This window comes from Oleispirillum naphthae, assembly GCA_027864655.1.
GTDB lineage: Bacteria > Pseudomonadota > Alphaproteobacteria > Rhodospirillales > Rhodospirillaceae > Oleispirillum > Oleispirillum naphthae.
The window spans coordinates 131291-145702 of record JAQAZG010000002.1 but is presented as its reverse complement, the minus strand read 5'-3'; the positions used below and the strand labels follow the sequence as shown (position 1 = coordinate 145702).

At 71.0% G+C, this 14412-nt stretch carries 11 protein-coding genes; all 11 read left to right on the top strand.

Annotation, left to right across the window (positions count from 1 at the left end):
• The 11 genes from rfbF to O7R11_RS02820 all read left to right on the top strand — a co-directional run bounded on the left by rfbF (window position 1) and on the right by O7R11_RS02820 (window position 14384).
• Complete coding sequence (rfbF, locus tag O7R11_RS02870; RefSeq protein ID WP_337995977.1) at window positions 1-780, top strand: glucose-1-phosphate cytidylyltransferase; 780 nt, start codon at window positions 1-3, stop codon at window positions 778-780.
• A 3-nt stretch (window positions 781-783) separates the two neighbouring features.
• A complete protein-coding gene (gene rfbG / locus O7R11_RS02865) occupies window positions 784-1866 on the top strand; it encodes a CDP-glucose 4,6-dehydratase (protein ID WP_337995976.1) in 1083 nt (360 codons plus the stop codon).
• Window positions 1863-2297 carry a dTDP-4-dehydrorhamnose 3,5-epimerase gene (locus tag O7R11_RS02860; RefSeq protein ID WP_337995975.1) on the top strand — a complete coding sequence of 145 codons (435 nt, stop codon included), beginning with the start codon at window positions 1863-1865 and terminating at the stop codon, window positions 2295-2297. Before rfbG ends, O7R11_RS02860 begins: the two co-directional genes overlap by 4 nt.
• Window positions 2298-2302: 5 nt before the next feature.
• Window positions 2303-3256 (top strand): NAD-dependent epimerase/dehydratase family protein, encoded by a 954-nt coding sequence (locus tag O7R11_RS02855; RefSeq protein WP_337995974.1) that lies wholly within the window; start codon window positions 2303-2305, stop codon window positions 3254-3256.
• A 32-nt stretch (window positions 3257-3288) separates the two neighbouring features.
• Window positions 3289-4518 (top strand): class I SAM-dependent methyltransferase, encoded by a 1230-nt coding sequence (locus O7R11_RS02850; protein WP_337995973.1) that lies wholly within the window; start codon window positions 3289-3291, stop codon window positions 4516-4518.
• Window positions 4519-4598: 80 nt separating this feature from the next.
• The gene (locus O7R11_RS02845) at window positions 4599-6095 is read left to right on the top strand and encodes a glycosyltransferase 61 family protein (RefSeq protein WP_337995972.1); all 1497 of its coding nucleotides are present in this window, start codon (window positions 4599-4601) and stop codon (window positions 6093-6095) included.
• The gene (locus O7R11_RS02840) at window positions 6092-7972 is read left to right on the top strand and encodes a glycosyltransferase family 2 protein (RefSeq protein WP_337995971.1); all 1881 of its coding nucleotides are present in this window, start codon (window positions 6092-6094) and stop codon (window positions 7970-7972) included. The genes O7R11_RS02845 and O7R11_RS02840 overlap by 4 nt, the downstream gene beginning before the upstream one ends.
• A gap of 99 nt (window positions 7973-8071) precedes the next feature.
• On the top strand, window positions 8072-9175 hold the full coding sequence (locus tag O7R11_RS02835; RefSeq protein WP_337995970.1) for a hypothetical protein: 1104 nt from the start codon (window positions 8072-8074) through the stop codon (window positions 9173-9175).
• Window positions 9176-9451: 276 nt separating this feature from the next.
• Window positions 9452-11287: a flagellar hook-length control protein FliK gene (locus O7R11_RS02830; protein WP_337995969.1), complete on the top strand. Its 1836-nt coding sequence runs from the start codon at window positions 9452-9454 to the stop codon at window positions 11285-11287.
• Between the two features lie 18 nt (window positions 11288-11305).
• A complete protein-coding gene (locus tag O7R11_RS02825) occupies window positions 11306-12079 on the top strand; it encodes a flagellar hook assembly protein FlgD (RefSeq protein ID WP_337995968.1) in 774 nt (257 codons plus the stop codon).
• Window positions 12080-12155: 76 nt separating this feature from the next.
• A complete protein-coding gene (locus O7R11_RS02820) occupies window positions 12156-14384 on the top strand; it encodes a flagellar hook-basal body complex protein (RefSeq protein WP_337995967.1) in 2229 nt (742 codons plus the stop codon).
• Window positions 14385-14412: the final 28 nt, after the last annotated feature.

Genomic DNA, 14412 nt, shown 5'->3' with positions numbered 1-14412 from the left:
ATGAAAGCGGTGATCCTCTGCGGCGGCTACGGCACGCGCATCCGCGACGTGTCCGAGGCGCTGCCGAAACCGATGCTGCCGATCGGCGACAGGCCGATCCTCTGGCACATCATGAAGGGCTACGCCGCCCACGGCATCACCGAATTCGTCCTCTGCCTCGGCCACCTCGGCCACAAGATCCGCGAGTACTTCCTCAACTACGAGACCAACACCTGCGACTGCACCGTCACCCTCGGCGACGGCGGCGGAATCACGGTGCACGGCGGCCATGCCGAAAGCGGCTGGAAGATTTCGCTGGTCGATACCGGGCTCGGCACGATGACCGGCGGACGGGTGCGGCGGGTCCGCCCCTATGTCGGGGACGAGCCCTTCTGCCTCACCTACGGCGACGGCGTGACCGACCTCGACATCGGCGCGCTCATCGCCTTCCACAACCGCCACGGCAGGCTCGCCACCGTCACCGGCGTGCGCCCGCCCGGCCGCTTCGGCGAACTGACCCTCTCCGCCGAAGGCCGCGCCACCGGCTTCAACGAAAAGCCGCAGGTCTCCGAGGGCCGCATCTCGGGCGGCTTCTTCGTCTTCGGCCCCGGCGTCTTCGACTACCTCGACGACCGCGACTCCCTGGTGCTCGAGGAAGAACCGATGAAGCGCCTGGTGCAGGACGGCGAACTGATGGTGCACGCCCACGACGGCTTCTGGCAGTGCATGGACACCCCCCGCGACAACACCCTGCTCACCGAGCTTTGGGCGTCGGGGCGCGCCCCCTGGAAAATCTGGTAGACGATGACCGACCTTCTCTCCTCCTATCGCGGCAAGCGGGTTCTCGTCACCGGGCACACCGGTTTCAAGGGGTCGTGGCTGGCGCACTGGCTGACCCTGCTCGGGGCAGAGGTCACCGGCTTCGCCCTGCCGCCGGAGGATCCGGAGGCCCATTTCACCGCGCTCGGCCTCGCCGGGCGCATCGCCCACGTCGAAGGCGACATCCGCGATGCCGAGGCGGTGCGCGCGGTCTTCGCCCGCGCCCGGCCGGAGGCGGTGTTCCACCTCGCCGCCCAGGCGATCGTGCGGCGCTCCTACCAGGCCCCGAAGGAAACCTTCGACACCAATGCCGGCGGCGCCGTCAACCTGCTGGAGGCGGCGCGCGGCGCGCCCGGCCTGCGCGCGCTGGTCTTCATCACCTCCGACAAATGCTACCGCAACAAGGAGTGGGTGTGGGGCTACCGCGAGACCGACGAACTCGGCGGCGAAGACCCCTACAGCGCCTCGAAGGCGGCGGCGGAGATGATCTTCCACGCCTACGCCGCCTCGTTTCTCGACGCCCGCGCCGACCTCGGCGCGGCGACGGTGCGCGCGGGCAACGTCATCGGCGGCGGCGACTGGGCCAAGGACCGCATCGTCCCCGACTGCATTCGCGCGCTGCGCGCCGGGCGGCCGATCGTCCTGCGCAACCCCGAGGCGACGCGCCCCTGGCAGCACGTCCTCGACCCGCTGCGCGGCTACCTGACCCTCGGCGCGCGCCTCCTCGCCGACCCCGCCCGCTACCGCGGCAGCTGGAACTTCGGCCCCGAGATCGGCGGCCTCTTCCGCGTGCGCGACATCGCCGACCTCGCGGTCGAGGTGTGGGGCGGCAATGCCTCGGTGCGCATCGAGGGCGACCCGGACGCGCCGATGGAGCACCGCCTGCTGCAACTCGCGATCGACAAGGCGAAGCTCGATCTCGGCTGGTTCCCCGCCTGGGGCACCGCCCGCGCGGTGCGCGAGACCGTCGCCTGGTACCGCGCCGCCGCCGACGGCGCCGACGTGGCCGAAACCACCACCGGCCAGATCGCGCGGCACATGCGCGACGTGGAGGCGAGGCCCCGATGATCGACGGCGTGATCGTGTCGCCGCTCGGGCGGTATCAGGACGAACGCGGCGCGGTGCTCAAGATGCTGCGCGCCGACGACCCCCACTTCGCCGGTTTCGGCGAAATCTATTTCTCCCTCGCGCTTCCCGGCGCGGTGAAGGGGTGGACCCGCCACACCCGCGCCACCGGCCAATACGCAGTGCCCGAGGGCGACATGAAGATCGTGCTGCACGACGGCCGCAGCGGCGGCCCGACGTACGGCGAGACCGCAACCTTCGCGATCGGCGGCGGCAACCACGCGCTGCTCACCGTGCCGCCGGGCATCTGGATGTCGTTCGCCGCGATCGGCGGCGAACCGGCGCTGCTCGCCAACTGCGCGAGCCTGCCCCACGACCCGGCGGAGAGCGAAAAAAAGCCGATCGGAACCCCCGACATCCCGTTCCGGTGGTGACTCCGATGACCGGCGATGCCTCCCGGGCGATCCTGCTGATGGGCGGCTGCGGCTATCTCGGCGGACGCCTCGCCGAAGCGCTGGAGACGGCGGGCTGGACGGTGTTCCTCGGCGTGCGGCGTCCGCCCGAGCGGCTGCCCGCCTGGGCGGAGCCGTCGCGGGTGCGGTTCGCCGACCTCGCCGACGCCGCATCCCTCGACCGCGCCTGCACCGGCATCCGGGCGGTCGTCCACCTCGCCGCCCTCGGCGCCGCGGACTGCGCGCGCGATCCCGCCCGCGCGCATGCGGTCAACGTCGAGGGCACCCGGCGGCTGGCGGACGCCTGCGACCGCCGGGGCGTCGCGCGCCTGCTCTACTTCTCGACGATCCACGTCTACGGCGCGCCGCTTGCGGGGGTGATCGACCGCGACACCCCGCCCGCTCCGGTCCACCCCTATGCCGTCACCCACCACGCGGCGGCGGCGGTCGTGCGCGCCCGCGGCCATGGCCTTTGGGGCGAAATCCGCCTGTCCAACGCCTTCGGCCCGCCGCGCGACGACCTCGCCGACGCCGCCCACCTCGTCGTCAACGACCTCTGCGCCCAGGCCGCATCCGGCGTTCTCGCCATCCGCGGCCATGGCCGCGAACCCCGCAACATGATCCCGATGCCGATGGTGGGCCGCGCCGTCGCCGCCGCGCTGGCCGCCCCCGACGACGCCTGGTCGCACGAGGCGTGGAACCTCGGCGGCGACTGGAACCCGCGCATGGCCGAGATCGCCGAACTGGTCGCCGAGCGCGCCGCGGCGCGCTGGGGGCGGCGGCCGCGCATCACCTTCGGCCTGCCGCGCCCGGATGCCGATCCGCCCGCCCTCGACTTCCGCTCCAACGGCCCGTGGAGCCGCGATGCGGCGCGCGACGCCGCAACCCGGATCGGCGAGATCGACGCCACCCTCGCCCGCCACGACGCCGCGGCGCGCTGACGCGGCGGGCCGGCCAACGGCAGGAGGAAACCATGGACGACCGGTTTTTCGGACCCCCGCTTTGCCCCGGCGACGCGCCGGAATGGGCGACGTTCCAAGACCGCCTGTCCGAACTCGACCAGTGCGTCGGCTATCTCAGCCCGCGGGAATCGGCCACGCTGTTCGATCTGGCGCGCACCGCGCCCGGCGACGGCGCGGTGGTCGAGGTCGGGGCCTTCCTCGGACGTTCGAGCGCCTACCTCGCCGAGGGGCTGAAACGCCGCGGCGGCGATGAAAAAGTCCACAGCGTCGATCGCTTCGACCTCGACACCTCCGCCTGGGGCAGCCTCACCCCGCGCGGCGGTTTCGAGCCGGAGTGGCTGACCTCCGGGCTCTCCCACTTCGAGATATTCGAAAAGGGGCTGCAACGGGCCGGGTTGCGCGACCGCGTGGAGGCGATTCCCCGCGCCTCCGAGGCCGCCGCGGCGGCCTGGAACGGCGGGCCGGTCCGCCTGCTGTTCATCGACGCCATGCACACCTTTGCGGCGCTCTCCGCCGACCTGCGCGCCTGGGTTCCGCACCTCGGCGAAACCGCCATCGTCTGTTTCCACGACGTCGCCGCCATCGACCACTGGGATGGCGTCACCCGCGTCATCGAAAGCCTGGTCCTGACGGATGCGCGCTTCCGCTTCCTCGGCCTGTTCGACAGCCTTGCGGTGTTCGCCTGGGATGCCTCCGCCATCTGGCAGGAAGGCGAGCCGGTCCCCGCCTACGACCCGGAAACCTTCTTCCTGCCGCCGTTCCCGCCCCATTACTGGCGCCGCGCCGCGCGCGCCGAAGCCCCGCAGAACGCCCTCAATCTGTTGAACGGCTGGACCGCGTTCGACGGCGCGTGGATGGAACCTCTGGCCGACGGCGTGGTGGTCAACGGCCCACCCGGCCTGCGCGCCCGCATCGACCGGCCGATCGACACCCTGATCGGCGAGACCTACACCCTCTCCGTCTCGGTGACCGCAGGCGATCCGTTCCACGCGGCCCTGGTCCAGGTCTTTCCCGGCGGCTACCGCGGCCCCGGCTTTACCGAAACCGACGGCAACGACCCCCTCTACACCCGCGCCCGGACGCCCGACGCCCTCGCCTCCGGCGGCCGCGTCGGCTCCGGGCCGCTGGAGGTCCGCTTCACCGCGGTGACGCGGCGCTCCTGGATCGTGGTCCGTCTCGAAACCGGCGACGCCGACCAGTTCTCGATCCTCTCCGGGATGACGCTGACGCGGCAAAGGTGACGTTGCCGCCGATGCGGCGGTCCCTGTATCATGGCCGGCCACGGGGTTGCCGGCGGCACTCGAACGCGGAAGGAAACGCCATGTCCACCGCCCTGCGCCTGGGCGAGCTCTACCTCAGCCAGGGGCTGCACGACGCGGCGGCGGAGGCCTACCGCCGCGCCCTCGGCGAGCTGCCGCCGCAGGCGCGGGGCAACGCCTGGTGGGGGCTCGGCTCGGCGCTGGCCCGCATGGGCGCGCGCGGCGAGGCGGCCGAAGCCTTCGGCCGGGGTCTCGCGGAAACGCCGCGCAGCATCGCTCTCGCCGTGGAATACCTCGACGTCCTGCGCGCCGAAAAGCCGGACGCCGCCGCCCTCGCCGCGGCGCTGGAGGCCCACTCCGCGCTGCCGGAAAGCCCCACCCTCGCCTACGCCCTCAGCAACGCGCTGCTCCGCACCGGCGATGCCGGGCGCGCCGTCGCCCTGCGCGGCGCGGCGCTCGGCATGGGCGGCGCCCTCGCCGGGCGGCGCTTCCGCATCGTCCCTTTCCGCCGTTCCGCCCTCTACCTGGCCGCAGCGGACGACGCCGCCGTCCGCGCCGCCCTCTGGGACATCGCCGCCCGGTGCGGCGCGCCGGTGCGGGCGGAAGGCTTCGTCCCTCCCCTCGGGCGGCGGGAATCGCCGCGCGCCCTCCTCGCGGAGATTGCGGACGGACTGTTCCTCGGCGGCGAGACCTGGGTGGCGGATGCCGCCGGGCGCATCCACATCGACCTGCACTTCGACATCCCGCAACAGCACATGCCGTTCTATTTCCACGTCGATGGCGCGGACGACGACGTGCGGGTCCTCGTGCCCGAGCCGTGCGCAACCCTGGACGGACCGGCCATCGCCCTCGGCGGATCGGCGAACTACTACCACTGGATGGCCGACTTCCTGCCGCGCCTCATCGCGGTCCTGAAGGAACCGCAGCTCGCGGGCATGCCGATCCTGATCAACGCGGCGCGCGCGCCGTTCCAGGACTGGTGGCTGCACGCCCTCGGCGTCGATGCCGCGCGCCTCGTCGCCGTGCCCTATCCCGGCGCGGTGCGCTGCCGCCGCCTGATCGTGCCGGTGCTGCCGTTCTGGGAAAGAATCGCCATGACCGCGCCCTGGCGCGCCGCGCCGGGAAGCGGACGGCGGCGGCTGTTCATCACCCGCACGGGCGGCCACCGCCGCCTGCACGGCGAGGCGGAACTCACCGCCCTGCTCGCGGCGCGCGGGTTTTCCGCCGTCGATCCGGCGGCCCTGCCGCCGCAGGAGCAGGCCGCCCTCTTCGCCGAGGCCGCCTGCATCGCCGGGCCCCACGGCGCGGGCCTGGTCAACGCGCTGTTCGCCCCGCCCGACGCGCCGCTGGTGGAGATTCTCAATCCCGGCTGGCGGCAGCCCTTCTTCCACAATCTCGCCGCGGCGACGGGCCGCCCCTATGCGTCGGTGGACGGCGAACCCTGCATCGAGGAGGACCGCCTCCCCCTGTTCTGGGACATCGCCGCGCCGCCCGCCGCGCGGGAGGCGCTGTGCCGCCTTCTCGACGGCGCTTGCCGACCCGCCGGAGGCGGCGCATGAAGATCGCCCTGCACGTCTTCGGCGAGGGGGACCACCCCGGCACCGGCCGCCCGCAGGCGGCCCTGCTGCAAGCGGGCTGCGAGGCCCTCGGCTGGCCCTGCCGCATCTGCACGGCGAGCGCGGAGATTCTGGATTTCGCGCCCGACCTGGTGCTGTCGCTGACCATGGCCGCGCCGAAACTCACCGCCCTGCCGACCGTCGCGGTGCTGTGGGACCACGCGCCCCGCCTGGAGGCGAAGGCGGCCTACATCCGCTACCTGCTCTCCTGCGACGGCCTCGTCGTGCCCGACGCCGCCGCGGCGCGCTATGTCCGCGACATCCTGCACGCGGCGCGCAAATCCTGCCCGGTGGCCGAGGCGCCGTTCTCGTCCGTGCGGCAGCCGCGCCCGGCCGCGCCCGGCGACGCCGCCCTGATGGTGGAGGCGGCGGACCTCTCCGACGCGTGGCTGATGCCGTTGATGCACCTGGCCGACCGCCTGCCGCTGGCGGTCTACGGCCCCGCCGACCCGTGGGCCGCCCTCGGCAGCGCCTGGCGGGGGGAGGCGGACACGCCGTTCGCCGAGCGCCTGGCGCGGCACGGGCGCTACCTGCACCCCGGCACGCCGGAGGAGCGGGAGCGCGGCGTTCCCGCGCCGCATTTCTTCCAGGCCGTGGCGATGGGCGCGCCGACGATCGCCGGGGCGCATCCGTGGATCGCCGCGCACTTCGGCGACGCGGTGGCGCTGCTGCCCGAAGCGGCGGCGGCGATGCGCCTGATCGACGCCGTCGCGGACGCGGCGGCACGCCCGACCCCCGGGGCCGCGGCCCGCGCCGCCGACCGCTTCGCCCGCGAGATGTCGGTGGAGAGCCTGCTCACGCGCCTCGCCCCTCCCGCGCCGCTGCCCAGCCCCTGCCCGGAAACCCGCGTCGATTACATCGTCCGCGCCGGGGGACGCCCGGCCGCGGTTCTCGCCCGCGCGCTCGCCGCCCTCGCGGCGCAGACGCACCGCGCGATCCGCCCCATCGTCGTCGTCCACCACGCGGTGGAGGGTCTGGCCGAGATGCTCTCCGGCATGCGGCAGCGCTTCCCCGATCTCACCGTCATCGACATCGCCCCCGCCCCGGTCCGCAGCCGCGCCCTGTGGGCCGGGCTGCGGGCCGTCGAAGCGGACTATTTCGGCATTCTCGACGACGACGATTCCCTCCATCCGGAGCATGTCGCCTCCCTCCTCGCCGTGCTGCGGCGCGGCGGCGCGCGGCTGGCCTATTCCGGCGCGGTGCGGGTGATCGAGGCGCAGGCCACGCCCGGGCGCTCCGCCCGGCACGCGGAAAACCGCGACCTCGCCTTCCTCGAACCGTTCTCCCCCGGGCGCATCGCGCGCGCCAACTACATCGTCTCCAACGCCTGGCTGGCGCGCCGCGAGCTGCTCGACGCCGACGTCCTGGACGCGCCGGACCTCGACACCGGCGAGGACTTCCTGTTGCTCCTGGAACTGCTGGAGCGCACCGGCTTCGCGCCCAGCTGGCGCCCGACGGCGGAGTTCTTCTGGCGGGAGGACGCCGCCGACCATTCCCGCCGCGATCCGGGGACCTGGCGCGAAAGCATGGCGCGCACCCGCCGCCGCCTGATGTTCTCCCGCATCATGGCAAACGCCCTGGAGGCCGAATGGCCGGACCACGGCTCCCCCTGGGAGGCGGATTTCCAGCGCTTCGTGCCGCTCGTGGCGCGGCGGGGCGACACCCTGGCGGCGGTGCGGGCGCGCCACCCCGGCCACGCCATCGCCGCCGCGCCCGAGCTCATCGCCCGCGTCTCGGCGGACGACCCGCTGGACGCGGGAACGGACCTGCGCGTCTCCGTGGACCCGGCGGCGCCCGCGCGCAGACCGCCGCCCGAATGAATTTTCATCCTTCGGTAAGGATTTCCGTGGTACCGTAGCACCGGACCGGAGAGAATTTCCGGCGTTCGTCCGTGCGCAATGACCTGAGGAAACATCGTCATGAGCACACTGATCTTGCAGAATGATGGGCTGTCCAGCATCAGTTGGCAGCAGACGGTCTACAGCCAGATCGTCGCTCGCAAGCAGCAGGAAATCGCGGCCACCTCCGAGAAGCTGCAGGAATCCTACGACGCGAAGTCGGTCTACTTCGATTCCCAGTCCAACCAGCTGGCGCGCATCAAGGCGAGCATCAGCAACGCCGGACTGGCGGTGGAGAACGGCCAGGAAGGCCTGACCCAGATCAAGGATTATCTGCTGCAGATGCGGATCATCCTCGGCAACTACCCGTCCTCCGATTCTCCGGACCTGATGAAGGACGAATTCGACGCCTACGTCGATAAGATCAACAACGCCGCCGACCTCTACGCCAAGGACTACAACCCCATCGGCAACGTGGTGTCCACCGACTGGACGCCCAACACCATCTCCTTCACCACCTCGACCAGCGGCCACGAAACCGCGATGCAGGGGGTCTACGCCGGAACCGACTACTACATCGAGGACAGCGAGGGCCACCTCTGGGTGCCCGATCCGGGAACCTCCACGATCGCCGAATACACCGACTACAAGACCACCAACCCGGCGGACAGCGAAAAGGGCGACGGCTTCGCCTCCACCCGCACCGGCATGCGGCTGGACAGCTACGACGCGGAAACCGGGGCGATCACCTTCACCGTCAATCCGGACAACGAAGCCTTGTCGGAAACCGTTTCCGGCACCATCACGTTCGGCGGCACCGGCGTAATGCAGAGCTGGTTCTACGAAGGCCTCGACACCGAGGAGGGCCGCACCGCGGCGCTGGAAGCGATCGATCGGGCGGAAAACCTGATCTCCGCCTCCGAGGCGCAGCTCGCCAACATGTCCACCAACGTCACTCGGGCCGACGCCAACATCGACTCCCAGTTGGACGATCTGAAAGGCCAGCGGTCCGAGGCCCTGCGGGAGCAGATGGTCGCCAACTACCAGCAGCAGGTGAAGCAGCAGCAGGAACTGCAAATCCTGCAGACCACCTTCGCGAACATGGAAACCCAGACCGCCTACTATAAGAGCCTGTTCACCAACGCCGGGGTCAGCGTCAGCCCGCTGTTCGACTTCACCGCCTAGCAGGGCGCGGAAAAAGGCCGTCCGCACGGCCCTCTTCCCCTCCGGGAAGAGGGCCGCGGCGTTTGGCCGGGCGGCGCGGCCGAACGCGGAAAGAATCCCCCCATGGGGCGGCAGAAGTTGCCGGGCGCACCGCCTCCGGGCTTTCCTCCCCGTCCCCTCCCCCGCCGCAGAATCCTTGATCGGCAATACATTACGGAACACTTTGCGGCTTGGCCCACGGCTTGCTGTTAGGTTCCCGAATTCGTGTGTGTTCCGCAAAGGCGAAGAGGACGGGTCATGGACCTTTACGCGCTGTTGGCGAAGAGATCGACCGAAACCACCGCCGCCACCGGCGCCGCGCAAGGGCGCGGCAAGGCGGCGCAAGGATTTGCCGATGCGCTGTCGGCTGCATACGGGCGCATCGGGGCCTCGGCCGACCCCTCCGCAGCGCTTGCCGGGCTGGTCGGCGAGAGCCGCGCCGAGACCGCGGACGCCGCCGCCAAGGACGCCGACGAGCCGGTCTCCCGCGATGACGACGTGCGGGCGCGCCGCGCCGAGCGCCGCGCCGCGCGGCGCGAAGCCCGGACCGAGCGCGCCGAGCACCCGGAACGCCGCACGGCGGCGAAGGGCCGCGACGAAACCGGCGCGGCGGACGACGAAGCCCCGGCGCAGACCGCCGACGCGGCGGAAAAGCCCGCCGAAAAAACCGCGGACAAGGCCGACGAAACGCCGCAGCAGACCGCCGCGGCCGGCGAGAAGCCGGCCGAGGCGGGCCAGGCGCAGGCCGCTGCGGAGACCCAGCCGGATGCCGCCGCCGCGGCGCTCGCCGCGGCGGGCATGCCGCCTGCGCCGCAGCAGGCCGCCCCCGGCGCGGAAGCCGCCCCGGCGCAGACCGAGGCGGCTGCGCCGCAGGCCGCGCAGCCGCAGCCGCAGGCCGCCGAGGCCGGAAAATCGCAGCAGGCCGCCGCGCCGACCGGCGCGGCGCAGCCGCAGCAGACCCAGGCGGCGCAGCCGCAGGCCGCACCGCCACAGCAGCAGCAGGCCCAGGCGGCGCAGCCGCAGACCGCGCAGACCGGCGAAACCCGGCAGACGGAAGCGCCGCAGGCGCAGGCCGCCGACCCGCTCGCCCGCGCCCAGGCGGCGGGCATAGCGGAAAAACTGGACTCCGGCGACAAGGTGGCGGTGAGCGTCTCCGTCGCCGCGCGCAACGCCGCCGCCAAGTCTTCGGATGCGCAGCAAACCTCCCAGACCGCCGCGCCCAAGACGGCGCAGCCGGTGCAGACCGCGCAGGCGGCGACCGCCGCGGCGGACACCGGCGCGGGCAACGGCGCGCAGACGCGGGCGCAGGGCAACGCCGCCGCCGAAACCCCGGCGCAGGCCACCGCCCAGCCGCAGGCCGCGCAGCCGCAAGCGCAGGCCGCCGCCGCGCCCGGCACCGCCGCGCAGACGATGATGGCGCAGCAGCAGGCCGCCGCCGCACAGGGCGGCATGGCCGCCCAGGCCGCCCCGGCGGCGCAAACCGCCGCAGCGCCGCAGCCCGCGTCCGTCGAGACCGCCGCGCCGACGGCGGCCACCGCGACCGCCGCCGCCGATGCCGCCCTGCCGGGCCAGCCGCAGGCGGTGGCCACCCCCGCCGCGCAGGCCGCACAGGAGGCCGCCGAAACCCAGCAGGCGGCGCGCGCCGCCCTGCCGCGCACCCCGGTGCCGCCGAAGCAGATCGTCGATCAGGTGAAGGTGAGCATCACCCAGGGCGCCGACGAGGGCCTGGACAAGATCAACATCCGCCTGCGCCCCGCCGAGCTCGGCCGCATCGAGGTGAAGATGACGGTCTCCGACGACGGCACGGTGCGCGCCATGGTCACCGCCGACCGTCCGGAAACCCTGGACGTGCTGAAGCGCGATGCCGCCGGGCTGGAAAAGGCCCTGCAGGATGCCGGGCTGAAGACCGGGCAGGACTCGCTCAGCTTCAGCCTGCGCGACCAGGGCAACCAGGGCACCGCCAACAACGACAACCGCAACCGCACGCCTTATGGGCGGCTCGCCGCAGCCGGCGACGCCCTCGACGCGGCGGAAGCGCCGATCGCCGCCTACGCCGGGTCGCTTCGCGCCGACGGCATCGACATTCGGGTCTAGGCAGAAGGAAAACGCGCCATGACGGACATCACGACGCTTGCCGCGCTCAACTCCGACCATTCGACGTCGGACAGCTCGCGCGCCTCGCTCGCCGACAACATGGACAGCTTCCTGACGCTCTTGACCGCGCAGCTCAAGAACCAGGACCCGCTGTCGCCGATGGACAGTTCCGAGTTCACCAATCAGCTGGTGCAGTTCGCGGGGGTGGAGCAGCAGATCAACGCCAACTCCAACCTGGAAAGCCTGATCGGGCTGTCCCAGGCGAGCATCGGCGCCACCGCGGTCGGCTATCTCGGCAAGGAAGTCCAGGCGGAATCCACCACCATGCCGTTGCAGGACGGCGCCGCGAAGTTCACCTACACCCTGACGCAGGACGCCAGCGACTGCCTGATCGTGATCAAGGACAGCAGCGGCGCGGTGGTCAAGACGATGACCGGCGAGACCGAAGCGGGCACCTACCACATGTCCTGGGACGGCAAGAACGCCTACGGCGAGCAGTTGGACGACGGCGCCTACACCCTGGAAGTCCAGGCGAAGGACACCTCCGGCGAAACCATGGACGACATCTACACCACGACCTTCGGCAAGGTCACGGCGGTCGCCAACGACGGCGACGACGTGCTGGTCGCCGCGGGCCCGGTGCTCTTCGGGATGAGCTACATCGTCTCGGTGCGCGACGTCGCCGCGCCCGCCTCCACGGACACGGGCGCCGGAACCACGGATACGGACACCGGAACCACGGACACCTCGACCACCACCGACACGACGACGGAAACCGATACCAACGGCTGACGCCGCAACCCATCGCCCGGTGCCGCGGGGCCGGCCGCCCCGCCCGGCGCAAAGACAGAGTTAAGGAGACGGAACCATGAGCCTCTACGGTGCACTTTTCTCGGGCGTTTCCGGCTTGGCAGCGCAGTCGAGCGCAATGAGCGCGATCGCCGACAACATCACCAACGTCAACACCATCGGCTACAAGGGCACCTCGGTGAACTTCCAGACCCTGGTGACCAAGCAGACCTCGCTCACCACCTATTCGGCGGGCGGCGCGCAGCCGAAGCCCAGGGCCAACATCGACATCCAGGGCCTGTTGTCGGCGACCAGTTCGTCCACCGATCTCGGCATCTCCGGCTCCGGCTTCTTCGTCGTCAACGAGGCGGCGAACCCGGGCTCGGGCAACGTCTGGGGCTACACCCGCGCGGGCTCGTTCAAGCTCGACAACCAGGGCTTCCTGACCAACGTCTCGGGCTACTACCTGCAGGCCTGGCCGCTCTCCACCTACGACGGCAGCGCTTCGGCCTCGCTGGTGCGGGTGGGCGACAACGTCTACATGAAGGCCTACCAGGACAGCAACGGCATCACCACCTACGTCAACGACAACATCATCGACAGCCGCAACTTGAAGCCGATCAACCTCAACGAGATCGGCGGCACCGCGACGGCCACCCAGAACATCCGCGTCGGCGCCAACCTGCCCGCCGACGACCCGGTGTTCGACGCGAGCAACGCGAGCGCCGGCGGCCGCCACAGCCTGGCGGTGCTGATCTACGACAGCCTCGGCAACGACCACAACCTCAATGTGCAGTACACCAAGCAGTCGTCCAATTCCTGGGGCGTGGATGTGGAAATCCCCTCGGGGGCGGCCACCATCACCACCTACGGCAACCGCGAGGTCGCCACCGATTCCGGCCAGGAAGACGTCTACGCGGCGCGCGGCCAGATCGAATTCTCGAAGATCCCGAGCTACGGCGAACTCCTCTCCATCGACGACGGTCACGGCGCGGCGAAGGTCTTCGAGTTCACCAACTCCGGCGCCACCGGCACCGTCAACGGCGCGGGCAACATCATCGTCAACATCAGCACCGTGACCAGCATCGCCGACGTGATCGGCGACATGAAGACCGCGATCGACGCCACCCTGCGCGATTCCGACCGCTTCGTCGCCAACGGCGCGAAGATGGACATCATCCAGTCGGCGACGGGCGACGCGATCACCATCGACGCCTCGGGCTGCCTGTCCTGCCTGCAGTCGCAGTGCAACGCCAACGAGACCACCGGCATCCCCACCGGCATCTACAAAGTCGAGGCGATCGACGAAGCGCTGAAGAACGTCGCCCGCTTCGACTTCGACACCGCGCCCGCGGTCGGCGCGACGATGGACATCAACGGCACCACCTTCGAGTTCACCAACGCGGGCACCACCGGCCAGATCAACGGCGGCGGCAACGTCATCGTCAACATCAACGGCGTCACCGATCCCTCCGTGGTGGTGTCGTCCCTGAAGACCGCGATCGACGCCAACCTGTCGGAATCCGGGCGCTTCGTCGCCTCCGGCCGCACCCTGAACATCCTCCAGAGCAACTCCGGCGCGGACATCACCTACGACATCGCCCTCTCCCCGACGGTGACCGCCACCTACACCTCGGAAGGCGCCTCCAATACCCTCGATACCGGCACGATCACCAACTCCTTCACCTTCAACACCTCCTCGCAGGAGAACGGCTACATCGTCCCGGCGGTGCGCTTCAACTCCGACGGCACGCCGAAGTACTTCAACGTCGATAGCGTCGAGATCCAGTGGGCCAACGGCGCGGAAGACATGGAAGAGACGGTGAAGAACGGGCAGAACGTCGATCTGCGCATCGACCTCTTCCTCGGCAACACCTCCACCGCCGACGGCCTGACCCATCTTTCGGGCGATTTCGCGGCCAACTACATCACCCAGGACGGTGCGAAGTTCGGCAACTTCGCGGGCGTTTCCATCGGCTCCGACGGCATCGTCACCGCGCTCTTCGACAACGGCGAAACCCGGCCCGTGGCGCAGATTCCGCTGGCCACCTTCGTCAACCCCAACGGCATGGAAGCGCGGACCGGCAACACCTGGATCGAAACCGACTCCTCCGGCCAGCCGACGGTGCGCACCGCCGGTTCGGGCGGCGCGGGCACGATCAACTCGGCCTCGCTGGAAGCCTCGACGGTGGATCTCGGCACCGAGTTCACCTACCTGATCACCACGCAGCGCGCCTACTCCGCCTCGGCCAAGGTGATCACCACCTCCGACGAAATGCTCGACGAACTGGTCCGCATCAAGCGCTGACCGGCGCGCCGCGCACGCAAAAAAGCCC

What these genes read in the sequence shown, in the direction of transcription:
- O7R11_RS02850 (WP_337995973.1), top strand. Translation starts at nt 3,289, where the DNA reads ATGGACGACCGGTTTTTCGGACCCCCGCTTTGCCCCGGCGACGCGCCG.
- O7R11_RS02840 (WP_337995971.1), top strand. Translation starts at nt 6,092, where the DNA reads ATGAAGATCGCCCTGCACGTCTTCGGCGAGGGGGACCACCCCGGCACC.
- O7R11_RS02830 (WP_337995969.1), top strand. Translation starts at nt 9,452, where the DNA reads ATGGACCTTTACGCGCTGTTGGCGAAGAGATCGACCGAAACCACCGCC.
- O7R11_RS02855 (WP_337995974.1), top strand. Translation starts at nt 2,303, where the DNA reads ATGACCGGCGATGCCTCCCGGGCGATCCTGCTGATGGGCGGCTGCGGC.
- O7R11_RS02820 (WP_337995967.1), top strand. Translation starts at nt 12,156, where the DNA reads ATGAGCCTCTACGGTGCACTTTTCTCGGGCGTTTCCGGCTTGGCAGCG.
- O7R11_RS02860 (WP_337995975.1), top strand. Translation starts at nt 1,863, where the DNA reads ATGATCGACGGCGTGATCGTGTCGCCGCTCGGGCGGTATCAGGACGAA.
- O7R11_RS02835 (WP_337995970.1), top strand. Translation starts at nt 8,072, where the DNA reads ATGAGCACACTGATCTTGCAGAATGATGGGCTGTCCAGCATCAGTTGG.
- O7R11_RS02825 (WP_337995968.1), top strand. Translation starts at nt 11,306, where the DNA reads ATGACGGACATCACGACGCTTGCCGCGCTCAACTCCGACCATTCGACG.
- O7R11_RS02845 (WP_337995972.1), top strand. Translation starts at nt 4,599, where the DNA reads ATGTCCACCGCCCTGCGCCTGGGCGAGCTCTACCTCAGCCAGGGGCTG.
- rfbG (WP_337995976.1), top strand. Translation starts at nt 784, where the DNA reads ATGACCGACCTTCTCTCCTCCTATCGCGGCAAGCGGGTTCTCGTCACC.
- rfbF (WP_337995977.1), top strand. Translation starts at nt 1, where the DNA reads ATGAAAGCGGTGATCCTCTGCGGCGGCTACGGCACGCGCATCCGCGAC.